16 protein-coding genes are annotated in these 24,124 nt (G+C 69.4%); 9 read left to right on the forward strand and 7 right to left on the reverse strand.

Translation table 11 applies throughout. The features are described from left to right. The first annotated feature begins 80 nt into the window (after positions 1-80). Positions 81-3,449 carry a phosphodiester glycosidase family protein gene (locus ACIBL3_RS03870; protein ID WP_396351640.1) on the forward strand — a complete coding sequence of 1,123 codons (3,369 nt, stop codon included), beginning with the start codon at positions 81-83 and terminating at the stop codon, positions 3,447-3,449. Positions 3,450-3,458: 9 nt separating this feature from the next. Further along, positions 3,459-4,364 carry an LD-carboxypeptidase gene (locus ACIBL3_RS03875; protein WP_396351641.1) on the forward strand — a complete coding sequence of 302 codons (906 nt, stop codon included), beginning with the start codon at positions 3,459-3,461 and terminating at the stop codon, positions 4,362-4,364. Here ACIBL3_RS03875 and ACIBL3_RS03880 read toward each other — a convergent pair. From ACIBL3_RS03880 to ACIBL3_RS03890, 3 genes are read right to left on the reverse strand one after another with little or no spacing between them, the layout of a single operon-like run. Further along, the gene (locus ACIBL3_RS03880) at positions 4,357-6,138 is read right to left on the reverse strand and encodes an alpha/beta fold hydrolase (RefSeq protein ID WP_396351642.1); all 1,782 of its coding nucleotides are present in this window, start codon (positions 6,136-6,138) and stop codon (positions 4,357-4,359) included. The two genes, ACIBL3_RS03875 and ACIBL3_RS03880, sit on opposite strands and share 8 nt — an antisense overlap. Positions 6,139-6,196: 58 nt before the next feature. Beyond that, positions 6,197-7,975, reverse strand: coding sequence for an ABC transporter ATP-binding protein (locus ACIBL3_RS03885; protein WP_396351643.1), 1,779 nt, complete (start codon positions 7,973-7,975; stop codon positions 6,197-6,199). After that, complete coding sequence (locus ACIBL3_RS03890; RefSeq protein ID WP_396351644.1) at positions 7,972-9,735, reverse strand: ABC transporter ATP-binding protein; 1,764 nt, start codon at positions 9,733-9,735, stop codon at positions 7,972-7,974. Before ACIBL3_RS03890 ends, ACIBL3_RS03885 begins: the two co-directional genes overlap by 4 nt. 146 nt (positions 9,736-9,881) lie before the next feature. On the opposite strand from ACIBL3_RS03890, the gene ACIBL3_RS03895 reads away from it, so the two are divergent. Further along, the gene (locus ACIBL3_RS03895; protein ID WP_396351645.1) at positions 9,882-11,303 is read left to right on the forward strand and encodes an MFS transporter; all 1,422 of its coding nucleotides are present in this window, start codon (positions 9,882-9,884) and stop codon (positions 11,301-11,303) included. Here ACIBL3_RS03895 and ACIBL3_RS03900 read toward each other — a convergent pair. Further along, positions 11,290-12,306 (reverse strand): GTP pyrophosphokinase family protein, encoded by a 1,017-nt coding sequence (locus tag ACIBL3_RS03900; RefSeq protein WP_396351646.1) that lies wholly within the window; start codon positions 12,304-12,306, stop codon positions 11,290-11,292. The two genes, ACIBL3_RS03895 and ACIBL3_RS03900, sit on opposite strands and share 14 nt — an antisense overlap. Positions 12,307-12,459: 153 nt before the next feature. On the opposite strand from ACIBL3_RS03900, the gene ACIBL3_RS03905 reads away from it, so the two are divergent. Then, a complete protein-coding gene (locus ACIBL3_RS03905; RefSeq protein WP_396351647.1) occupies positions 12,460-13,653 on the forward strand; it encodes an ATP-binding protein in 1,194 nt (397 codons plus the stop codon). A gap of 87 nt (positions 13,654-13,740) precedes the next feature. Here the strand turns inward: ACIBL3_RS03905 and ACIBL3_RS03910 are convergent, their stop codons facing one another. Then, entirely contained in the window at positions 13,741-16,653 is a 2,913-nt protein-coding gene (locus ACIBL3_RS03910; protein ID WP_396351648.1) for an AAA family ATPase, read from the reverse strand. A 110-nt stretch (positions 16,654-16,763) separates the two neighbouring features. Between ACIBL3_RS03910 and ACIBL3_RS03915 the strand changes: the two genes are divergently transcribed. Together ACIBL3_RS03915 and ACIBL3_RS03920 are read left to right on the forward strand one after the other, a co-directional pair. After that, positions 16,764-17,978 carry an SGNH/GDSL hydrolase family protein gene (locus ACIBL3_RS03915; protein WP_396351649.1) on the forward strand — a complete coding sequence of 405 codons (1,215 nt, stop codon included), beginning with the start codon at positions 16,764-16,766 and terminating at the stop codon, positions 17,976-17,978. A gap of 40 nt (positions 17,979-18,018) precedes the next feature. Continuing rightward, positions 18,019-18,864: an NmrA family NAD(P)-binding protein gene (locus ACIBL3_RS03920; protein ID WP_396351650.1), complete on the forward strand. Its 846-nt coding sequence runs from the start codon at positions 18,019-18,021 to the stop codon at positions 18,862-18,864. A 269-nt stretch (positions 18,865-19,133) separates the two neighbouring features. Here ACIBL3_RS03920 and ACIBL3_RS03925 read toward each other — a convergent pair whose 3' ends face one another. Then, a complete protein-coding gene (locus tag ACIBL3_RS03925) occupies positions 19,134-19,847 on the reverse strand; it encodes an SDR family NAD(P)-dependent oxidoreductase (protein WP_396351651.1) in 714 nt (237 codons plus the stop codon). Positions 19,848-19,988: 141 nt separating this feature from the next. On the opposite strand from ACIBL3_RS03925, the gene ACIBL3_RS03930 reads away from it, so the two are divergent. The 3 genes from ACIBL3_RS03930 to ACIBL3_RS03940 all read left to right on the forward strand — a co-directional run bounded on the left by ACIBL3_RS03930 (position 19,989) and on the right by ACIBL3_RS03940 (position 23,011). Next, the gene (locus tag ACIBL3_RS03930) at positions 19,989-20,981 is read left to right on the forward strand and encodes a sigma-70 family RNA polymerase sigma factor (protein WP_396351652.1); all 993 of its coding nucleotides are present in this window, start codon (positions 19,989-19,991) and stop codon (positions 20,979-20,981) included. Between the two features lie 220 nt (positions 20,982-21,201). After that, the gene (locus ACIBL3_RS03935) at positions 21,202-21,693 is read left to right on the forward strand and encodes a nitroreductase/quinone reductase family protein (RefSeq protein WP_396351653.1); all 492 of its coding nucleotides are present in this window, start codon (positions 21,202-21,204) and stop codon (positions 21,691-21,693) included. 559 nt (positions 21,694-22,252) lie between these two features. After that, positions 22,253-23,011 (forward strand): alpha/beta fold hydrolase, encoded by a 759-nt coding sequence (locus tag ACIBL3_RS03940; RefSeq protein ID WP_396351654.1) that lies wholly within the window; start codon positions 22,253-22,255, stop codon positions 23,009-23,011. Between the two features lie 197 nt (positions 23,012-23,208). Here the strand turns inward: ACIBL3_RS03940 and ppgK are convergent, their stop codons facing one another. Then, the gene (gene ppgK, locus ACIBL3_RS03945) at positions 23,209-23,961 is read right to left on the reverse strand and encodes a polyphosphate--glucose phosphotransferase (RefSeq protein ID WP_396351655.1); all 753 of its coding nucleotides are present in this window, start codon (positions 23,959-23,961) and stop codon (positions 23,209-23,211) included. Positions 23,962-24,124 lie beyond the last annotated feature (163 nt).

A 24,124-nucleotide genomic window follows, 5' to 3' on the forward strand; every position in this document is an offset into this window, starting at 1 on the left:
CCGGCGTACACCTGTGCCTCATGTGGCGGTAGAGCGCACCACGTCGGATGGCCGCGTCCGTCCACGTTGGGGAGGCTCCTGTGTCGCTCTTCCGTCCCATCACCGCAGCGATCGGCGTGGGCGGTCTGCTCGCCGGTGTCGTCGTCGCGCCGGCCGCCGCGCAGTCCGCTCCCGGTGGCATCCCCGACGCCGCGATCGCCGGCGACGGGGTGCTCACAACGCGCGCGGACAGCCCGGTCGCGCCGGGCGTGAACTATACGTCGTTCGAGCGGCTCGACCCGAAGGGCTGGCTCCGCGGCGACATCCTCGCGGCCGACCTGGACAAGCACGGGGTGACGGTCGACTACGTCAACACCGGCAAGGTCTCCGGCGGTACGCCGCTCAGTCAGCAGCTGGCCCGGAAGGGTGCGATCGCCGGGGTCAACGGCGACTTCTTCGACATCAACGACACCACCGCGCCGCTGGGTGTCGGCGTCGAGAGCGGCCGGCTCGTCAACGCGCCGGCAGCCGGCCACAACGACACCGCGGTGATCGGCAAGGACGGCCTCGGCCGGATCGCGGAGCTGTTCCTGCAGGGCAGCGCGACCGACGACGACGCCACCAAGCTCGACCTGACCAACCTGAATTCGCCGACCGTCAACTCCGGCGGGATCGGCCTCTACACACCGGAGTGGGGCGACGCGGCCCGCACCAGGACCGTCGACGGTCTGCCGACCGTTCGTGAGGTAATCCTTCGCGACGGCGTGGTCGTCTCGTCCGCCGCCACTCCGGGCACCACTCCGCTGGCCGCGAGCGAGCAGGCGCTGGTCGGCCGCGAAGCCGGCGCGACCGCGCTCGCCGCCTTCGAGGTCGGCGACAAGGTCGAGGTCCAGTACGGCCTGCGCCCGGACGCGGCCGACGTCGCCGTCGGCATCAGCGGCAACTACCAGCTCGCCAAGGACGGCCAGGTCCCGGACAGCGTCCCGGACGCCGACCTGGCGCCGCGGACAGCGATCGGGTTCGACGTGGACGGCAGCCGGATGCTGCTGCTCACCGTCGACGGTCGCGCGACCGGTTCCCGCGGGCTGTCGCTGAAGGAGATGGGCCAGCTGATGATCGGCCTCGGCGCCGACGACGCGCTGAACCTGGACGGCGGCGGCTCGTCGACGATGCTGGCCCGCTCGCCCGGTGAGGCAGCGCCGCAGGTGGTGAACGACCCGTCCGACGGTGGCGAGCGCGTGATCCCGAACGGCCTCGGCCTGCTGCCGGTCAAGGGCTCCGGCAAGCTCACCGGCTACCGCGTCGAAGCCCAGGGCACCTCGGCCGAGGACCCGGACACGGATGTCTCCCGCGGCTCCCGGGTCCTGACCGGTCTCAGCCGCGTCCTCACGGCGACCGGTCACGACGAGACCTACGCGCCAGCCACGGGTACGCCGTACTGGTTCGCCGGGGGCAATGTCCGCGTCGACCAGCAGGGTGTGGCGACCGGGCGGAAGGCCGGCGACGCGATCGTCACCGCGGCCCGCGGCGCGGCGCACGGCCGCATCCAGTTGACCGTCCTCGGCGCACCGACCCGCCTGGCGCCGTCGACGCGGCAAGTGTCGCTGTCCGACTCGACCTCCAAGGGCTTCTTCGAGATCAACGGGTACGACGCCGACGGCTTCGCCACCTGGATCGAGCCACGCGACCTCGAGCTCTCGTACGACGCCACGCTCGTCAACGTGGTTGCCAAGGGCAATGGGTTCGCGGTGCACGCGCTCAGCGACGACGCGGTGTCGACCGTGATCACCGCGAAGGCCGGCACCCTGACCACGCAGCTCAGTGTCACGTCCGGCCTGAGCGGCACGGTGATCGACGAGGTCGACGACCTGTCCCGGTGGGCGGCGAACGCCGTACCGGCTGGTGCGGCGACGGCGTCGCGGTCGGCGGCCGAGGGGCACGACGGCGGGCAGGCGATCGCGCTCGACTACTCGCTCACGGGCACCACGGCGACGCGGGCGGCGTACCTCTCGGTGACGCCGCAGCTGCAACTGCCGGGGCAGCCGCAGAAGCTCGGGGCGTGGGTGTACGGCGACGGCAAGGGCGCGTGGTTGCGGGCGAACGCCTACACCGCGGCGGGTGGATCACCGCAGACGCTGAACATCGCGGCCGCGGTGAACTGGGTCGGCTGGAAGTACGTCGAGGCGGACATCCCGCCGGGCCTGGCGATGCCGTTGCGGTTCTGGCGGATTTACGTCGTCGAGACCGTGCCGACCCGGCAGTACTCGGGCCGGATCATCGTCGACGATCTGACCCTGCGCGGTGCGCCGCCGGTGGACATGCAGCCGCCGGCGAAGGTGGCCGACCCGCTGGTGGTCACCGACGGGACGGTCGCGACCGACGGTCGCTGGCGGTTCGCGGTGATGTCGGACGCGCAGTTCACCGCCGACGACCCGAACTCCGACTTCGTCAAGCAGGCCCGGCGGACGATCCGCGAGGTACTCGCGCAGCACCCGGACTTCCTGGTGATCAACGGCGACTTCGTCGACCGGGGCTTCGCGAACGACATCGCGTTGGCCAAGCAGATCATCGACGAGGAGGTCGCCGGGAAGGTGCCGGTGCACTACGTGCCGGGCAACCACGAGAGCTACGGACCGGGTGATCTGTCCGAGTGGTCCAAGGTGTTCGGGCCGCCGACCAGCACGTTCGATCACAAGGGCACGCGATTCATTCTGCGGGACTCGTCGCTCGGGTCGCTGCGGGCCGGTGGGTTCGCGCAGATCCTCGATCTCCGCGCGCAGCTGGACGACGCGGCCACGAACAAGTCGATCCGCAACGTGGTGGTGATGGCGCACCACCCGATCGACGACCCGTCGCCGACCGCCAACTCGCAGCTGGGCGACCGGAAGGAGGCTCGGATGGTCGTCGACTGGCTGGCCGGCTTCCGGGCGTCGACCGGCAAGGGCGCCGCGTACATGGCCGCCCACGCTGGAACGTTCGCGGCCTCCCGCACCGACGGCGTCCTGCTGCCGCTGACCGGCAACTCCGGCAAGGGCCCGTCGTCCGCACCGGACGACGGCGGCTTCACCGGCTGGGCGATGGTCGGCGTGGACCCCAACGCGCGTACGGCGGCCGCCGGCGAGCGCAACTGGTCAGCGCCGGAGCGGTCCTGGCTGAAGGTCGAGTTCCGGCCGCACGTCGACGCGTTCGAGCTGACCGCGCCGACCTCGTTGCGTCGTGGTGAAACGGCTCCGGCGGGCGCGACCGTCGTACAGGAGAGCCGCCGGGTCCCGGTGGCCTTCCCGGTCTCGGCCGACTGGTGGGGATCGCGGTCCCTGCACATCGGTCCGGCCCGGACCGCGCCGTTCTGGGCGGTGGCGTCGTACGACCCGGCGACCGGCCAGCTGACCGGACTGCGCCCGGGCACGGCTGAGCTGGGCGTCACAGTCAACGGCACCTCCAAGAGCACCACGATCAGCGTGGATTGGTAGCGTCACGGAGTGACTGATGTGACGGTGCCGGAGCGGTTGTCGGCTGGGGATCGGGTGGCGGTGGTCGCTCCGTCCGGACCGGTGCGGGCGGAGCGGCTGGACGTGGGGATCGAGCACCTGAAGGCGTGGGGGCTCGAGGTCGAGGTGTTGCCGTCGGTGCTGGCTGGGCACGAGCGGCTGAACTACCTGGCTGCCGACGACAAGGCACGGGCCGAGGACCTGCGGAACGCGTGGCTGGACCCCAGCTTCGCGGCGGTGTTCTGTGCGCGCGGTGGGTACGGCGTGCAGCGCATGCTCGAGTACGTCGACTTCGACGAGCTGGCCGCCGTACCGAAGTGGTTCATCGGCTTCAGTGACATCACTGCACTGCACGAGCCGCTCAATGCGCGCGGGCTGGTCACCATCCACGGACCGATGGCTGCTGCCGTCGAGCAGCTCGGGTCGGAGTTGGGTCGGCAGCGGTTGCACGACCTGCTGTTCGAGCTGGAGAGCGTCAAGGACCTCTTGGCTCCCGCAGGCGCGCGGACTGTGGTCGGTGGCGTCGCGGAGGGTCCGCTGCGTGGCGGCAACCTGGCGTTGCTCGCGGCAAGCGTCGGTACGCCGACCTACGCGCCACCGACCGGGATTGTCGTCATGGAGGACGTCAGCGAGGACGCGTACCGGGTCGACCGGCTGCTGACCCAGCTGCTGCGGGCCGACTGGTTCGCTGGAGTCACTGGTGTGGTCGTCGGCGACTTCAGCGGTGCCGACGACTCCGGACTGGTCAGCGCAGTGGTCCACGATCGGCTAGAGCCGCTGGGGCTGCCCATGGTGGAGGGTGCTGCGATCGGGCATGAGGACTTGAACCTCGCCGTACCGCTGGGGCTGCCGGTGCGGCTGGACGCGACCGCGGGGACACTGACGCGACTCAGCTGAGGTGTTCGCGGAGGAACGCCAGGGCTTGTGTGTAGCCGTCGATCTTGTTGATCAGCTTGGCCAGGCCGTGGCCCTCGTCGGGGTAGACCAGGAGCTGGCAGGGTACGCCGCGAGCCGTCAGTGCAGCGGTGATCTGCTCGGCCTCTGACAGCGGCACGCGCGGGTCGTTGGCGCCGTGGATGACCAGCAGCGGCGCCCGCAGGTCGTCGACCCGGCTCAACGGACTCGCCGACTCCAGGAACTCCCGGTCGGTCGCGAGGTAGCCGTACTCCCGCTCCCGCGTCGCCCGCCGGTAGTCCGAGGTGTTCTCCAGGAACGTCACCAGCGACGCGATCCCCACGATGTCCACGCCGGCTGCCCACAACGACGGCTGGAAGGCCAACCCGGCCAGCACCATGTAGCCGCCGTACGAGCCACCCCACAGAGCTGCCCGGGACGGGTCGCAGCCGATCGACGGCAGCCAGGCATGGATCGCGGCGAGGTCCTTGACCGAGTCCAACCGCAGCTCGCGATCGTCCAGGGAGTACCAGCGCTTCCCGTACGCCGCCGAGCCCCGGACATTCGGTACGACGACGGTGTGGCCGGCCGCAGCGAGTCCGGAGACCACCGGGACCCAGCCGCGCATGGCCGCGCCCTCGGGACCGCCGTGGACGTGGATGACCGTCGAGCCGAGGTCGGGCCCGGTCGGCCGGTAGACGAAGACCGGGACCTGCTCGCCGTCGAACGACGGCACGCGGTGACTCTCGGGGTGCGTCAGCTCGGCGGGGACCTCAGGTGTCGCCGGTGGCTGCATCGCGATGATCTCGCCGGTCGCCAGGGTGTAGCGGTAGACCGTGGGTGGTTCGATCGGCGACTGATAGGTGATCAAGGCGTACGTGCCGTCGGGAGACCAGACCGGGTCCGGCACCATGACCGCCCGCGCCCCGCAGCCGAGTGGCGGCAGGTCGAGTGGTGCGACCAGCGCGCCGTCCTCCAGCTTGTGCAGCGCCAGCGGCACCAGGCCGTCGTCGATCGTCGCGACGAGCAGATGTTCTCCGTCGGGACAGACCCAGCCGGCCAAGTCGTGCTCGTCGTCGACCAGTAGATCCGACCAGGTCCCGTCGGCGACGTCGTACTGGCGGAGCGCCATCCGGTCCCGGTCGGCATCGCTCGCCACGACGAACCCGGACGAGCCCGGCAGCCAGGACACCACCTTCTGGTCGTTGTGAGCGTCGTACTGCGTCAGCTCGGTGACGGCACGGGTCGTGGTGTCGACGAGCAGCAGCTGCATCGAGTTGGCCGGAGCGCTCGCCAGCGACAGCACGACCCACTTGCCGTCCGGGGACGGGTCGACAGCCATTGCCCAGCCGCCGCCGTCGTATAGCACGGTCTCCTCGCCGGTCGCGAGGTCGTGTGAGACCAGGTCGAAGTCGACGTCGTTGCGGCGGTTGGTGGTGAACAGCACGCGGCCGGCGGTCGCCTGAACCAGGTTGTGCTTGAACGCCGGGTCGTGGACGAGCGGCGTGAGGGTCCGGTCGTCCAGGTCGACGAGGGACAGCTGACCGCGTTCGTCGCCGCCGGTGTCGTGCTGGACAACCACTTGGCGGCTGCCGGGGACGAAGCGCGCGTTCCGGCAGGTCTCGCCCAGGTCGGTGAGCGCCTGCCAAAGGCCGTCGGGCGTCACCTCGTTCACCTCGCGGGTGCCGGTCCCGTCGTACAGGACCAGCAGGCGGCCCTCGTCGTCCACATCGAGGGCCAGAGTGGTGGGCAGCGCGAGCAGCGTCGTCAGCAGCACACCTGCATCCTCACACGACATTCGGTGGGGCAAACCCGGGGTTTGCCCCACCGAATGCTCAGCGGTCGCCGTGCCAGGAGTGCCAGAGCGCTGCGTACGGGCCCTGGGCGCCGACCAACTCGTCGTGACCGCCCAGCTCGACGATCTTGCCGTCCTCGACCACCGCGATCACGTCCGCGTCGTGCGCGGTGTGCAGGCGGTGGGCGATCGCCACCACGGTCCGGCCCTCCAGCACGCCGGCGAGCGACCGCTCGAGGTGACGGGCGGCGCGCGGGTCCATCAGCGAGGTCGCCTCGTCCAGGACCAGCGTGTGCGGGTCGGCCAGCACCAATCGGGCCAGCGCGACCTGCTGGGCCTGTGCAGGCGTCAGTGAGATCCCGCCGGAGCCCACCTCGGTGTCGAGCCCGTTGTCGAAGCCGGCGACCCAGCCGTCGGCGTCGACCGAGCGCAGCGCCGCCCACAGGTCGGCGTCCGACGCGTCCGGTCGTGCCAGTCGCAGGTTGTCGCGGACGCTGCCCACGAACACGTGGTGCTCCTGGTTGACCAGGGCAACGTGGCTCCGGACCTGCTCGGCCGACATCTTGTCGAGGGCCGCACCACCCAAGGTGATGTCACCGACCCGCGGCGAGTAGATGCCGGCCAGCAACCGGCCCAGGGTCGATTTCCCTGCTCCAGAAGGGCCTACGAGCGCAACCCGGGCACCCGGCTGCACGGTCAGCGTGACACCGTGCAGCACGTCCCGGCCTTCCAGATAGCCGAACCGTACGTCGTCTGCAAGCACGGTCCGGCCGTCCGGCTCGCTCTGCGCGCCGGACTTGGCCGCCTCGACCTCACGCACCCCGACCAGCCGTGCCAGTGACACCTGCGCCACCTGGAGCTCGTCGTACCAGCGGATCATCATGTTGACCGGTTCGACCAGCATCTGGATGTACAGCGCGCCCGTGGTGAGCGCGCCGACGGTCAGCCAGCCCTGGATGGCGAAGCCACCACCGATCACCAGCACTGCCGCGAGCGCGACCGTGTGGGTCATGTTGATCACCGGGAACAGGACCATCCGCAGGTAGAGCGTGTACCGCTCCCACGCCACCCACTGGCCGATCCGGGTGTCGCCCAGCTTGATCCGGCGATGGCCCAGCCGGTGCGACTCCACGGTCCGGCCGGCGTCGACGGTCTCGGCCAGCGCCGAGGCCACGGCGGCGTACCCAGCGGCCTCCGACCGGTACGCGGCCGGCGCCCGGCGGAAGTACCAGCGACCGCCGATGATCAGGATCGGCGTCGCGATCACCACGGCCACCGCCAGCTCCGGTGCGGTGACGATCAGCGCGCCGATCAGCAGCGACGCCCAGACGATCGCGATGGTGAGCTGCGGCACGGCGTCGCGCATGGCGTGCGAGAGCCGGTCGATGTCGGTGGTGATCCGGGACAGCAGGTCACCCGTCCCGGCCCGCTCCAGCACACCCGGCGGCAGCCCGACCGCCCGGACCAGGAAGTCCTCGCGCAGGTCGGCGAGCATCTCCTCTCCGAGGACGGCGCCGCGCAGCCGGGTGATCCGCACGAACACCGTCTGTACCGCGAGCGCGATGACGAAGCCGATCACGACGTACGGCAGGTCGACGTCGCGTTCGCCCTGCGAGAGCTTCTCCACCACGTTGCCGAGCAGCCAGGGCCCGACCATGCCGCTCAGCGCCGCCGCCGCGTTCACCAGAGTCAGCCAGGCGAACGCACGGCGGTGCCGGCGGAACAGTGTCTTCAGGTAGGCGCGCACGGTGGCGCTACCTGCTACCGGCAGTCGCGCCGCCTCCTGCGGCGCTGCCGGGTCGTACTCGGGGCGCTTCACGCCATCTCCTCGAGAGTGGTCTCGTCTTCACGGGTGACAACCGCGCGGTAGCGCGGGTTGGTATGCACCAGCTCTTGGTGGGTGCCGATGGCATCGACCCGGCCGTCCGGCACGAACACCACCCGCTCCGCCCGGTCCAGCATCAGCGGGCTGGAGCTGAACACCACGGTGGTCCGGCCGGCTCGCAGCAGCCGCAGGCCGTCGGCGATCCGAGCCTCGGTGTGCGCGTCGACCGCACTGGTCGGCTCGTCCAGCACCAGCACCTGCGGATCGACGTACAGCGAACGGGCCAAGGCCACACGCTGTCGCTGCCCGCCGGACAGGGACCGCCCGCGCTCAGTCAGCACGGCCTGCATCGCGTCCGACTCACCGGCCGGCAGCGTCTGCCGCAGTACGTCGAGAATGTCCGCGCACTGCGCCGCGTCGAGCGCTGTCTCGGGAGACACCGCACCGCTCGCCGGCACGTCGAACAGCTCGCGCACGGTGCCGGACAGCAGCACCGGGTCCTTGTCCTGCACCAGTACGACGGTGCGCGCAGACTCCAGCGGGATGTCGTCCAGTGCGACCCCGTCGAGGAGCACAGACGCCTCGTCGTCCTCGGCGGCTGGGCTGTGTCCACCCAGGCGGTCGGCCAGCCGACCACCTGCGTCCGGGTCACCGCACACGACCGCAGTGAAGCTCCCGGCCGGCACGTGCAGCCCGGAGACCGGGTCGAGCACGTCACCTTCCGGCGACTGGGCCTCGGCGGTGCCCTTGGTCTCGTCGGTCCGCTTCAGCGACAGCACTCGCGCGGCCCGGCGCGCCGACACCTTGGAGAAGATGAACGCGCTCGCCGTCTCCTCGAACGTGTGCAGCGGCACCAGCATGAAGGTGATGAACCCGTACGTCGTGACGAGCTCGCCGACCGTGATGCTGTTCGACAGCACCAGCCGGACACCGAGCCACACGATGATGACCAGGAACAGCCCGAACATCAGCACCTGGAGAGCCGCGATCAGCGACCACATCCGGGCACTGCGGACCGCACTGGCCCGGTACTCCTGCGAGGCCGAGCGGTAGCGGTCCAGGAACAGCTGCTCTCCACCGATGCCACGCAGCACCCGCAGCCCGGCGACCGTGTCGGCGGCCAGCTCGGTGGCGCGACCACCCTTGGCCCGCTGCGCGTCCGCGCGACGCTCGGCGGGACCCATCAGCGGCACGATCGAGAACGCCAGCACCGGTACGGCGATGGCCACGACCAGACCGAGCTGCGGTTCGTAGAGGAGCAGCCCGATCACGACGGCGAAACAGGTCAGCAGCGCGGCCGCGAACCGGCCGAGCACCTCGACGAACCAGCCGATCTTCTCCACGTCGCCGCTGCTCACGGCGACCACCTCACCGGCGGCGATCCGCCGGGTCAGCAGCGAGCCCAGCTCCGCGGCCTTGCGGAACAGCAGTTGCTGCAGGCGCGACGCCGTACTGATCCAGTTGGTCACCACGGCGCGGTGGAAGAAAGAGTCGGCAAAGGCTTTGGCGGTGCCGAAGGCGAGCAGCAGGCCGCCCGCCAGGAGCAGCTTGGGCCAGGACAGGTCGATCACGGCCTGGACGGCCAGGCCGACGGCGACCGGAGCGGCGGCGATACCGCCGAAGTAGAGCAGCCCCCAGAACAGCGCGATGACTTGACCGCGCAGCTGCTGGTGCTCCAGCCAGAGGATGAGTCGGAGGCCGGACCGGGTGTCCGGCACACCCGGGTCGGCGAACGGAATGAGGCGCAGCGACATGACGTCTCACAAGAAGGCATAGGAGGGTTGAAGAAGGCACCTGACCAGGCGAATGGATCAAGCCTAGGCGGGCCCGCCGACAGTCCGTCAAAGGGTTTTCGAGCCGGTAGTACAGTCTTCAAGTACGACGATGGAGAGGGAGCCGGGTGGAGGAACTGACGCGCGGGCGACGGCTGCTGATCCTCGGGATCTGCTGCTTCAGCCTCTTCATCGTCGGGCTGGACTCCACCATCGTGAACCTCGCGCTGCCGACCATCCGGGCCGATCTGGACGCGGACGTCTCGAAGCTGCAGTGGACCGTCGACGCGTACACGCTGGTGCTGGCGAGCCTGCTGATGGTGTCGGGTTCGACCGCGGACCGCATCGGCCGGCGGCGGACGTTCCAGACCGGGCTGGTGGTGTTCGGGATCGGGTCGCTGCTGTGCGGGTTCGCGCCGACCGTCGACCTGCTGATCGTGTTCCGGATGCTGCAGGCGGTCGGCGGGTCGATGCTGAACCCGGTCGCGATGTCGATCATCACCAACACGTTCACCGATCCACGTGAGCGTGCGCAGGCGATCGGGGTCTGGGGCGGGGTGGTCGGGCTTTCGCTGGCCGTCGGACCGGTGGTAGGTGGCGCGCTGGTCGACGCGGCGGGCTGGCCGTCGATCTTCTGGATCAACGTGCCGGTGGCGTTGGTCGCCGTAGTGCTGACTGTTCTGTTCGTGCCGGAGTCGCGAGCCGCGGTGCCGCGGCGGATCGATCCGGTCGGGCAGGTCCTGGTCGTGCTGCTGCTCGGCGGGGTGACGTACGGGATCATCGAGGGGCAGCGGGCCGGGTGGACGTCGCCGCTGATCATCGGGTGCTTCGTGCTGGCGATCGTGTCGCTGGTGTCCCTGGTGGCCTACGAGCGGCGGCGGGAGGAGCCGTTGCTGGAGCCGCGATTCTTCCGGAGCGCCCCGTTCTCGGGTGCGACCTTGATCGCGGTCGCGGGGTTCTCGGCGCTGTCCGGGTTCCTGTTCCTGAACTCCTTGTACTTGCAGTCGGTGCGTGGGTTCTCGGCGCTGCACGCCGGGTTGCTGACGCTGCCGATGGCGGCGATGACCGTCGTGTTCGCTCCGCTGTCGGGCTGGCTGGTCGGGCATCGCGGTCCGCGGCTGCCTCTGGTGGTTGCCGGAAGCATGCTCGGCGCGTCCGGGCTGCTGTTGTCGCGGCTCACCGTGGACACGCCGACGCTGATGTTGCTGGCCGCCTACCTCGTCTTCGGGCTCGGGTTCGGGATGCTGAACGCGCCGATCACGAACGCGGCGGTGTCCGGGATGCCGCGATCCCAGGCCGGTGTCGCGGCCGCGATCGCGTCGACCAGTCGCCAGGTCGGCGTCTCGCTCGGCGTCGCGATCGCCGGGACGGTGTTGACCGCGCGACTGGTGGGTCCGCTCGAGAGCGGGTTCGTCGAGGCGGCTCAGTTGTGCTGGTACATCATCGCCGGCTGCGGGCTGCTCGTGCTGGTGCTCGGCCTGATCACGACCGGCGCGTGGGCCCGCCGTACCGCTGCTTCCGTTGCGGAGGACCTGGTCAGGTCCCGTTGAGGCCGGCCCTGGCGAGGGCCTTCAGGCGTCCTCTCAGGATCTTCTGGCGGCGCTCTTCGTCGGGGAACAGGTCGACGTACGCCGTTCCTTTCGCAGCCAGGAGGTCGTCGTCGAGGCGCCGTACCGTTCCGGCCGGGAAGCGATGGGTCATCGCGGCCTGGACGGCGGAGCTGTCGATGCCGCTGAGCAAGTCGGTCAGTTGCTCCTCGGTGGACACGCCGAGCCGCCCGAGGACGCTGAGGATCCAGGCGTAGTGGTTGGTCTTCGCGTGCGGCGCGTCCGGGTAGCGCCGGGTCAGGTACGTCGTCAGCGTCGCGGTGGTGAGATCGCGCGGCGTCTTGTCCGGCTGGGTCGCGGCCAGCTCGCGGTACAGGCGGTCGATCTCGGTGAACTCGTTGTCCGCGAGCTCCATCAACGCCGCCGCCAGCAGGAACCGCCGGTCGAACTCCGGCTTACGGTCCGGCGGGATGTCCAGCTTGTACCGGATGTCGTGCTCGAACTCGGCCCACGCGTGCTGAACCGCCGTACGGACCTGGATCTCCATCGTCAGGTTCTTCAGTACGGCGTACTCCGGCAGCTCCCGGCGATGCGGGTTCAGCCGGACCAGGTAGTGCTTGCTCGCGTACCCGAACACGCCCTGCGCCCGCGTGTGCGCGCCCATGTCGGTGTGCTCGACGATCTCGAACTCGGCCTCGATCACCTCGCAGACCCGGTCCACCGCCTCGACCAGGAAGGTGATCACCCGGGCCGCGACCAGGTCGGTGATCTGGTTCAGCGGGTCGTCGTACTTGGGCCGGGCCGGGTCGTCCGGGTGCGGTTTCGACGCCTTCGCCAGGAACGACTCCGGGTCCTTCGCCCGCGCCGTCGCGGTCAGGTAGTTGATGCCCTCCTCCTCGCCGATCAACTCGTTGATCAGCGCCTCCAGCTTCCGGGCACCCCCGACGTACTGCTGATGCACCCGCTCGTACAAGCCCGCCGCCTGCCGAGCCCACTCCCCAACCATGGCCCGCACCCTAGTGGTCTTGCCGGGCCTAGGCGCGTCTAGCGCAATCTAGCGTCGGCACTAGAAAGCTGTAGAGATCGCTGATCCGACACGCTCTCCCGGTCGCTAGCGAAATCTAAGGAAAACGCTAGATGCGCCCATACAGTGAAATGCATGGATCCGATCCGGAATCCCTATGCGCCCGGCGCCGGTCAGCGGCCGCCTGAGCTGGCCGGACGCGACACCGAGGTGCGGCAGTTCGAGGTGGTCCTCGAGCGGGTCGCGGCAGGCAGACCGGAGCGGAGCCTGGTGCTCAGCGGGCTCCGGGGTGTGGGTAAGACGGTGTTGCTGAACACCTTGCGGAGCCAGGCCATCAAGCGAGCCTGGGGTACCGGCAAGATCGAGGCCCGGCCGGACCAGAGCATCCGGCTGCCGATCGCGCAGGCGATCCACACCGCGATGCGCGAGCTCGGTCACCGGCACCGCGACGACGAGCGGGTCGACGAGTTCAGCGCCGTACTGAAGGCCTTCGCGTTGCGGACCGGGGCGCAGGACCGGAAAGGGATCCGATGGCACCCTCCGGTCGACGTGGCGGCGGCCAAGGGCCGGGCGGACTCCGGTGACCTGGAGATGGATCTGATCGAGCTGTTCTCCGACGCGGCCGACCTGGCCGGCGACCTGTCGGTCGGCGTCGGGCTGTTCATCGACGAGATGCAGGACATCTCCGCCGACGACCTGTCCGCGCTGTGCGCCGCATGTCACGAGATCTCACAGCAGAGCGCGCCCCTGGTCGTGGTCGGCGCCGGCCTGCCGCATCTGCCCGCCGTACTGTCGGCCAGCAAGTCGTACTCGGAGCGGCTCTTCCGCTACATCCGCGTCGACCGCCTGGCCCGCGAGGCGTGCGACCGCGCGCTGATGATCCCCGCCGAGAGCGAGGGCGTCCAGTACGACGAGGAGGCGCTCGACGAGCTGTACGCCCAGACCGACGGCTACCCGTACTTCGTCCAGGCCTTCGCCCACGCCACCTGGGACCACGCCCCCACCTCCCCGATCACCATCAAGGACGTCGCGGTCGCCGCCCCCGAAGCCTCCGCCGAACTCACCGTCGGCTTCTTCGGCTCCCGCTACGAACGCGCGACCCCAGCCGAACGCGAGTACATGCGCGCCATGGCCGAACTAGGCATCGGCGTCGGCGACGGCTCCGTCCCCACCGCCGAAGTAGCCAGCACCCTCAACCGCAAACCCCAGTCCCTCTCCCCCGCCCGAGACGGCCTCATCAAAAAAGGCCTCGTCTTCTCCGCCGAACGAGGCACCGTAGCCTTCACCGTCCCCCACTTCGGCAAATTCCTCCGAACCCGCACAGCCTGAAAACCACCCCTCGCGTGCTACGCAGCCGCTCCTGCGTCGCGGCCACTACGCCCGCTCCTGATGAGTGTTGGGTCTGTGGCGGTGACGCTAGCCGAGCCTTTCGCCATCGAAGAGGGCCGCGCGGTGGGCGACCGCGGCCGCTTCAGTGCGACGGCTGACACCCAGCTTGGCGAGGATATTCGAGACGTGAACGCCCGCTGTGCTCGGTGAGATGAACAGGGAGGCTGCTATCTGGCTGTTGGTCCGGCCTTCGGTGAGGAGGCGCAGTACGTCGAGCTCGCGAGCGGTGAGGCCGAAGGAGCCGGCCGGCTCGGGCTGAGTCGGTTCCGCCGGGGCCAGGTCGATGCGTCCTCGGCCTGCCAGCAGTTCGATCTCACGGGCAAGATGCGCAGCCCCGAGCTCCGCGGTGAGCGATCCCGCTTCACGAAGCCGTTCGGTGGCGGCCGGCCGGTCGCCGGTCGCCAGCCACGATTCAGCCGCACCGAACAGCGCTTGTGCCAGTTCGTACGGATGCGATCGATCGCGCCATGCCGTCACCGCGAGGTCCCAGGCGAGTGGGTCGGTGCCGTCGATCTCCGCCCCCAAACTGGCCTGATGGGCCGCCTGCAAAGGCCGGTCGGCCGGCAATTTGCCTGCCAGCTCCCGCAGCTGTCCCTTGCGCGTCTCGGCCACCTTCGTCCGCGCCGGATCTCGTCGGCCGAGTAGGGCCTGCTGCACGTGCACGCCGGCGCGCAGTACGGCCCAAGGGTCACCGAACGGATCGAGCAGGTTGGGAAGGGCGTCGGCGAGGATCCGGTCCGCCGCGTCCGGGTCTCCTTGCGCCAGCGCCAGGCGGCAGCGGAATGGGACGGTGAACAGCGGCAGCGTGCCGAGACCATCCTGCCTTGTCAGCAACGACGTCAAGCTGTTGGCGGCTGCTGCCACGTCGCCCTCCGCAAGAGCGATCTCGCCCAGCAGGTTGAGGAGAACTGCGGCCGTCATCGCGGCAGGCTCGTCGGCGAGTGCTTCGTCGATGACCTCTCGTGCCTCGGACCATCGTCCGAGCTCCCAAAGCACTTGAGCGAGGACGCAGGACAGGTCAGCACCTCGGGACCTGGCCTGGCCGACCCGGTACGCCAGTGAGCGGCCCTTCGCGGCGACGACGGCGGTTTGCGCCAGATCGCCCGCACCCAACCGCGTGTACGCCTCACCCAGCAGTGCAGTCAGCAGGTCGTAATGGTCGGAACCGGCTTCGGCGACCCGAGCCGCCTCGCGGAACAGCTCTAGCGCCTGGTCACCGTCACCGGCCGCCCCAGCGATTCTGGCGGCGGCAATGAGGGCGGTGGCCTGGACTGTGCAGAGTCCGTGCTCACGACCCAGCTGAAGTGCTTCGTCGGCGTACCGCTGGGCGCGGTGCGGATCACCGTCCCAGCGGCTGATGCTGACCGCCAGCATGGCCATGGTCTGACCACGAAGCTCAGGCGGGGCGTCGCCCGGCATCACCCGCAGAGCCGCTTCCAGGTCGGCGTCGCCACCGTGTCCGGCGCGACGGTTCAGCAGGCCGCGGGTAGCCAGAACCTGGGCGGCAGGAGCGGCATCGGTCACCAGGTCCAGCTGGTCGAGCGCCGCCGTCGCGTGGGCGATGCCGCGATCGAACGCACCCGTGGCGACGCAGGTCTCGGCCGCGCTGTGCAGTACGGTCGCGTGCGAAACGCCCAGCCGGGTCGCGGGGTCAGGCACCTGATCCCACCAGGCCAGCACGCGTTCCAGCAATTGCAGCTGCTGCTCGTAGGCGAAGGAACGGCCTGCGACGGCGGCGGCCTCCCAGGCGGCGTCCAGGGCCCGTTCGTGATCGGCTGCAGCGCTCCAGTGCATAGCGAGCTCAGCAGCCGCGTGGCCTTCGGGCGCCAGCGACCGATCGTGCTGGATGGCGTCGGCGCAGCGGGCATGCAGTCGGCGACGCTCGCCGGGCAACACCTCCGAGTACACGGCGTCGCGGAACACCAGGTGCCGGAAGGCATATCCGTTCTCCCGTACGACGAGCAGCTGTTGGTCGAGGAGCTCCCTCAGCGCCCTGTCGAGCTCGTCGTCACCCAGCCCGGAGACCGGTGACAGCAGTGCGTGCTGGAACGAGGGACCCGCGACAGCCGCCGCCCGGAGCACACTGCGGCTGGCTTCTGGGAGCCGCGTCATCCCGAGCACCAGCCAATCCCGCAGCGGCGACGGCGTGGCCTCGGTCGGGGCGGCGGCGAGGGCTTCGACGAAGAGCGGGTTGCCGTCGCTGCGGTCGTGGATCCGATCGACCAGGGCGCGGTCGGGCTCGCGCTCGAGGAGACCGGCCAGCTGTCTGCCGACGTCTGCCCGGCTCAACGCCCGCGGTTCGATCAGCCGGCCCCCCGCGCGCCGGGTGATGTCGGCGATCACCGGCCGCAGCGGGTGTGCTGGGCCGAGATCGGTGGATCGATACGTGCAGACGACCAGCAAGCCAGGCTGTTCCACGTTCCGCACCAGGTAGGCGAGCAACTCGACAGTGCCCGGGTCCGCCCAGTGCAGGTCTTCGAGAACGACTACGAGCGGCTTCTGCGCGGCGGCACGCTCGAACAGGGTCAGCACCTCGTCGAACAGCCGGAACCGGCCGAGCAGAGCGTCCTGATCGACCGGCGGCTTGCCGATCTCGGGCAGCCAGCGCGCCAGGCTCAGCTCTCCGGTCGGCAGGAATGCCCGCAGTGCTTCCACACCGAGCTCACGACCGAGACGTCGCAACACCGCGAGGAACGGGGCGAAGGGCAGGCTGTCTCCGCCGAGCTCGAGGCAGTCGCCACTGACGGACCTGGCCTCTGGGGACAGTCCTGCGGTGAACTCGGCGGCCAGCCGGGACTTTCCGATCCCTGCCTCGCCTGCGATGACGACGAAGGTGGCCCCGTCGGCGACAGCGTGCTGGTAGGAGGCCGCCAGGGCGGCTGACTCCGCAACGCGGCCGACGAAGACAGGGCTGACTCCACCGGTGATCACGGCAGTCATGATGCCAGCCGCCCGTAAACACCGGCCGCGGAGAATCTAAAGACCCCGGCCCACCGATCCTGACAGTTCTCCCGATGTCCGGCCTGGCTATCTCGACGAGATTTGTCGTCATGAGAATCAAGACTTTGGCCAACTGCCTCGCACTGGTCGGCGTGCTCGCCGCCTCGACGATCACACCGACCGCCTCCGCGACCACCGGCCGCTGGACCGGGACCTGGTCGACGGCCGCACAGAGCCCGCTGGCCGAGACCTGGCAAGGCAAGAACTGGTCCCTCGACGGCTTCGCTGACGAATCCGTGCGCCAGGTCGTCCGCATCAGCGCCGGCGGATCGAAGGTTCGCATCAGACTGTCGAACCGGTACGGGTCCACTGCGTTGCGATTGGCCGGCGCCACCATCGCCCGGGCCGGCGCAGGTGCCGCGATCGTGCCTGGCACTGTGCGGCCGCTGACCTTCGGGGGCACTCGATCCACAACCGTCCCCGCAGGACAGGACACCGTCAGCGACCCAACCCACCTGCGCGCCAACGCCCTGGATCGCTTGACGATCACCCTGTACTTCGCCACGCCGACCGGGCCGTCGACCTTCCACGAGGCGGCGGCAGCGACGACGTACCGCGCAGCCGGTGATCATCGCTTCGACTCCGAGGGCGGAGCCTTCACCGACAACAGCCACTCTTGGTACTACCTGACCGGCGTGGACGTCTCCGGCGGACGGGCACGATCGGCCGTGATCGCCTTCGGTGACTCGATTACAGATGGGGTCAGTGCGACCAAGGATGCCGACAACCGCTATCCCGATCAGCTTGCCGAGCGGTTGGCGGCGGCCGGACAGCCCATCGGCGTACTGAACTCGGGCATCGCCGGCAACCGCGTCCTCGAAGACACCGACTGCTGCGGCGAAAGCGCGCTGAGCCGGTTCGCCCGGGATCTGGGCGACCACCCCGAAGCCCGCACGGTCATCGTGATGCAGGGCCTCAACGATCTCGGTTTCGACCCGGACGTCACCAGCGCGCAACTGATCGAGGCGCACCGCGAGCTGATCCGGGCCGCCCACCAGCACGGTCGCCGGATCATCGGCGGCACGCTCACGCCGATGAAGGGATCGATGCTCGACAGCCCGCGCGGCGAGACTGTCCGCGACGAGGTCAACCGCTGGATCCGTGACAGCGCGGAGTACGACGCGGTCGTCGACTTCGACGCCGTCCTGACCGACCCGGCCGATCCCGACACCCTTCGCGCCGAGTACGACGCCGGCGACGCCCTGCACCCCAACGACGCCGGCTTCCAGGCGATGGCCGCGGCCATCGACCTCGCCGACCTCTGACCACCGACCACACGCACATCCGCAGAGACAGGAGAACATCATGATTCTGGTCACCGCCGCCACCGCCCCGGTCGGCCGCTCCATCGTCGAACAGCTCACCGCCGCCGGCCGTCCGGTACGAGCGCTGACCCGGGAACCCGCGAAGGCCGGGCTGCCGGAGGCCGCCGAACTCGTCGCAGGCGACCTCAACGACCCGGTGTCCGTGCGGCAGGCGCTGACCGGCGTTTCGACGGTGTTCCTGCTGGCGGTCGTGCCCGGCTTCACGCCGAACTTCCTGGCCGCAGCCAAGGAGGCGGGCGTGCGCCGCATTGTCTTCCAGTCCTCCGCCTCGGTGGATGACCTCGCCGGCACGCAGCCTCACCAGGTCGCCGCCTTCCACCACGACGTCGAGCAGGCGATCCGGAACTCGGGGCTGGAGTTCACCTTCCTGCGGCTGGAACTGTCGGCCGCCAACGCGCTGCAGTGGGCGTTCGACGTACCGGCACAGGTCAAGGCCGGTGACGTGGTCCGCGGTCCGTACGCGGCTGCCGCCGGCGCGCCGATCCATCCGGCCGACTTCGCAGCCATCGCGATCGAGGCCTTGACCGACGATGCGCATGCGGGTCGCACATACACAGTCACAGGCCCCGAATCCCTGACGCATGAGGAGCAGATCACGCTGCTTGGCGAGGCGATCGGACGGCCCCTGCGCTACGAGGAGATGTCGCCGGAAGCGGCCCGCGAGGCCATGGGTCCGTTCGCGCCGGCGGACGTGCTGCTGGACGACTGGGCGCGGCACCTCGACCGACCCGCACCGGTGACCGACACAATCCTGGAGCTCACAGGCCACCCGGGCCGCAGCTTCGCACAGTGGGCGTCGGACCACCGCGCGGACTTCACCGCCTGACTAGCGATGCAGTCGCGTTTCCGCAGGTCACACCGAAGACGGGTTTCGGGCTTCGGTGTGACCGCGCCTGGATCGTCTGGGGCATCCGGGGATGCGCTGCGCGCTCTCCGGCTCTGCTGTTCCTCGTGCCAGCGGATCTCCACATTGGTTTCCTCGGCCCGATCGGCGTGCCTTCGTCTACCCGACCTGCGTCAACGGCCACCCGGCACACGTCGCCGACCCCCTGGCCAACGACCAGGACTGGGCCCTCGCCCACGCCCTGCGATGCCTCAGCTGAGCAGCGCCGCGTTCTGACGCTCGAGTTCCTTGACCGCGCCGCCTGTCCAGCTCGGCGCCAACGACGCGGACATGGAGTCGGGGAAGATCTCCTCCGCACCAGCCTCCACTCCATCGAAGATCGCCTGCGCGACCGACTCCGGTGAAGCCTTCGGTACGTCGAGATCCCGCGACATCTCGGTATCGACCGGACCGGTGAGCACCGCGTGCACCCGCACACCCCGCGAGGCGAAGAGCGCGCGCTGCGCCTGGGTGAGCGAGAACGCGGCCGCCTTCGAGATCGAGTACGCCGGGATGATCGGCAGCGATGCGAGCGCCGCCACGGACAGCACGTTCACGACCGCTCCGCGCGCATCGGTCAACTGCGGCAGGAACGCTCTCGTCACGGCGTGAGTCCCGAACAGATTGACGGCCAGATGCCGCTCGAGCGCCGCACGCTCATCGAGGTCGTCGTACGCCGCCAGGCCCGCGTTGTTGACCAGGACATCGAGGGAGTCGACGCTCTTCGCGGCCGCCTCGATCTCCGCGTCGTCGGTGACGTCCAGACTCAGATAGGTCACGCGAGCGTCCTTGTGGGTGAGTGGTACCCGCGTCCCGGCGTACACGCGTTTTGCGCCACGGCGCAGCGCTTCCTCGACCAGTGCGCGTCCGATGCCTCGGTTGGTGCCTGTGACCAGGACGGTCCGGTTCGCGATGGGTGTCGACATGTCTGTTCTCCGTTCAGCTCTGATGGCTTGCACAGGGGACAGACAGCGTCGACGCCGGAAACTCGTCGCTTGCCGACCGATCAGTTCTGCCACTCGCCGGTGTCAGTAGCGAATGGGTGAGAATCAGGACGGAGGTGGCCCATGCCGGACGAGTTGCTCCAGCGTGCGCGGGAAGGCGACCGGGAGGCGTTCGCGGCGCTGGTCGAGCCGCACCGCGCCGAGTTGCAGTTGCACTGCTACCGGATGCTCGGATCGTTGCAGGACGCGGAGGACGCGGTCCAGGAAACGTTGCTGTCGGCATGGATCGGGCTGGCCGGGTTCGAGGGCCGGTCGTCGGTCCGCACCTGGCTGTACCGCATCGCGACCAACCGCTGCCTCAACGTATTGCGGTCATCCACAAGGCGACCGGTGGCCCCGGTGCCACTCCCGGTTCCGCCTCCGGAGCCGTACCGGTCCGGTGAGGTGCTGTGGCTGCAGCCCTACCCCGACCTTCTGCTCGACGGTCTGCCCGATCAGCTGCCAGGGCCGGAAGCCCGGTACGAGTCCCGTGAAGCGATCTCGCTGGCCTTCGTCACCGCCGTACAACTGCTGCCACCGAACCAGCGCGCCGTGCTGTTGCTGCGTGACGTGCTCGGATACCGCGCGAATGAGACCGCGGACCTTCTCGGCGTCACCGAGGCCGCAGTCAACAGTGCGCTCAGCCGCGCCCGCACCGCGATGGATGCGGCTCCACCCGACCGGACGCGCGGCCCGGAGGACAGTGAGCTGGTCGAGCGCTTCGTCGAAGCGTTCACAAAACAGGATGTCGATGCGCTCGTCGCGTTGATGACCAGCGACGTCTGGGTGCGGATGCCGCCGCTGCCCTTCGAGTACAACGGAACCGAGGACGTGCACCGGTTCTTCAGCGCGCTCGCGGCGCATCGGCGCGAGATCGACACTATGGTGCCGGTGCGCGCGAACGGGCAGCCCGCGTGGGGCGAGTACATTCGCGATCCGGTCACCGGTGGCCGGCACCTGATCGGGGTCCTCGTGATCGGCATCGCCGGCGACCGGATCCACGAGCTCACGCATTTCGAGACAACAGTCGCGTCGTACTTCGGCCTGCCCCGCACGCTCGTGCGGGGCGACCGCTAACCAGCGAGCGGCGGGAGCAAACCGCGCAGGTTGTCCATCAGGTGTTTGTGAATGCTGGTTCCGTAGGAACCGATACTCCCCGAGCGCAGCCTCAACCGCACAAGATGCTTTCATCCGTGCGGGACCTTCGGCCCCGGCGCGGCGGGACCCGGGACTCTGCAGGGCGACGGTCGCGGAGGCCACGATGGCTTCGCCTGCTCGACCTGCAGAGGAGTCCGTCATGCGCCTGCTCAGAACACCCGGCGAGACAGTGGCCGGCCTGCGCCGGTGGCTGTACCGCCACGGACGACCGAACCTGGCCGGTCGGCTGATCAACCGGGCCGATGCCGCGATCTACGGGTCCGGGCTGGTACTGCCGAACCGGCTGGCGGTCCTCGCCGTACCCGGCCGGCGAACTGGCCGGGTGATCACGATGCCGGTGGCGATCGCCGACCACGAGGGCGAGCGCTATCTGGTCTCGATGCTCGGCGAGGACGCCAACTGGGTCCGCAACGTCCGGGCCGCGAGGGGTCACGCGGAGCTGCGGCATGGCCGCTGTGAGCTCGTCCGACTGGAGGAGGTCGAGCCGGGCGCCCGGGCGCCGATCCTGCGCCGCTACATGGCGGTCGCGCCGGGAGCGCGAGCGCATTTCCCACTGGACCGACATGCTCCGCTGGGCGAGTTCAAGCGGATCGCCGCCAACTTCCCGGTCTTCCGCATCGTCACCGAGTAGGCCTCGACAAGGTCCAGCGTCGTTCACCGTGAAGGGTCCAGCGACTCGACCGTTAGGTACAAGCCCCATTTAGTGCGCAGATCCGGACGCCCCGAACGGCGAACCCGCAGGTCAGCACGCTGCCGCACCGCTCTGGCCGGGATCGTGGCCCAAGTCAGGCCAGCCACTGGTGGCCCGGCTTCGCTGGGTCAACACCGCGCCGAGCTCGGCCGACTGAGCCGGGCTGGGTGGAACGGTGCGACCGACGATGACCAGCTCGTCGCCGCGGCACAGGCGGCGATGACCTCGTGGGGTCGCGTGGTCGGCCCCATCACTCCACCGATCAAAACTCACGGGTGGCCTGTGCTTCACCTTTCATCGGGGTGCTGAAGAAGACCTCGTGCACTGTCGCACTCGGGGTCTGATTGTGGGGTGTGCGCGACATGCTGATCGCTAGTGGCCAGGTCTGTTGTGGGATGTCGTCCTCGGTAGGTTCGACCCCCGCCTGCGGGCAGCGTGCAGATGACGTGCCTGCTCGCTATATGGTGCTGCGGCCCCTGAGTCGACCGGAAGGACTGCGATGGCCTGGCACGGCCCGGATGGACGGCAGATCTACTACGAGGACACCGGCCGCGGCGACACCGTGGTGCTCCTGCCGGGCTGGGGCGGCAGCATCACAGATCTCGATCGCTTGCGCCGTGATTTCGCCTCCGGATTTCGTGTGATTGCCGTCGATCTGCCGGGATCCGGGCGGTCCCAGCCCCAGCCTCGGCACTACACCGCGAGCTATTACCTGGACGACGCCCGAGCACTCCTCGGCCTGCTCGACGCACTCGAGGTCGAGGTGGCCCATTTCGTCGGCTTCAGCGACGGCGGCGAGAACGCGCTGCTGATGGCGGCACTCGAACCGGGTCGCGCTTTGTCGGCAGTCACCTGGGGCGCGGCCGGTCAAGTCGTGGCCTCCCCGGACATGCTCGACCGACTAGCGCACCTGGTGGATGAACCGATCGATGCCCTGAAGGCGCTGGCCGCGTACCTGGTCGAGGCGCACGGCGTGCACAACGCCCGGCTCATGGCGGCAAGCTGGGCTCGGGCACTGGGCGCGATCATCGACGCAGGCGGCGATGTCAGTCGATCGCGGGCCAAGCTCATCACCTGCCCAACGCTGCTGATCACAGGGACCTACGATCCGTTCTGCCCTCCTGGCCTGCTCCGAGACATGGCCGACGCCATCCCTCGCGGCGAGTACCGCGAGGCGCCGGGAGCCGGCCACGATGTCCATCTGTCACACCACGGCTGGTTGCTGGCGACCGTTGTCGACTGGCTCGGCGATCACTAGCCCCACAACAGCGGCGACCGGCATGGGCGTCGTGGCCGTCTTGACACCCATAGGGATCGCCGAGACCCACAAGCACGTCCCCGTGCTGAGCTCACCGGCGCTGACTGCCGCCGCAGCTCCTCACCAGCTACCGGCAGAGGCGGACGCTAGCGGTACGGGCGAGCAGCCGTCGATGCCGGGGCCGGGTTGTAGTCGTTCTACTGGGTGAACTTTTCGTGGGCGGCCATTGCTGCGCCGACTATGCCGGCGTTGTTGAGGAGCTGGGCCGGCTTCACCGGGGTGGAGATCTCGAGCAGGGGTACCCATTTGTCGGCGTGCTTGCTGACGCCGCCGCCGACCACGAACAGGTCGGGGGTGAACAGGTTCTCCACGTGCCGAAGGTATCGCTGGACTCGCTTGGCCCACTGTTTGTACGACAGGCCCTCGTTGTCCTTCGCCGCTGAGGAGGCTCTCGTCTCCGCGTCGTACCCGTCCAGCTCGAGGTGACCGAGCTCGGTGTTCGGCACGAGCTGGCCGTCGAGCAGCAGCGCGCTGCCGATACCGGTGCCGAAGGTGAGCAGGATGACCACGCCGTCGACGCCTTTGGCCGCGCCGAACCGGGCCTCGGCGATGCCGGCCGCGTCAGCGTCGTTGAGTACGGTCACGTCGCAGTGGGTGCTGTCGGTGAGGACCTTGTCGACGTCGGTCCCGATCCAGCTCTTGTCGACGTTCGCGGCGCTCTTGGCCACCCCGTTCTTGATGACGGCCGGGAACGTCGCACCCAGGTCGCCGGTCCACCCGGCATCCTTGACCAGCCGGGCCACGACCGCGGCGACGGGCTCCGGGCTGGACGGGTTGGGCGTCAGGTACTTCACCCGCTCCGTGGCCAGGTCGCCCTTCTCCAGGTCGACGATGGCCCCCTTGATCCCGCTGCCGCCGATGTCGACCCCGAAGGCCGTCGACGTCCTCATCCTGGACACCTGATCTCTCCCTTCGCCCGCAGTTGTCGCACCGGGCCCGCCACACATCCTCTCGCCAGCCTGCCACGCCCCTCGGACGCCGTCAGCCTCAGGCTGTGGCCGGGGCGTTGTCGGTGGGTGCTGGTAGATCTGGTGGTCGTTGTCCAGCGAGGCG

The organism is Kribbella sp. NPDC050124 (assembly GCF_044460355.1).
In the GTDB taxonomy this organism is placed as follows: domain Bacteria; phylum Actinomycetota; class Actinomycetes; order Propionibacteriales; family Kribbellaceae; genus Kribbella.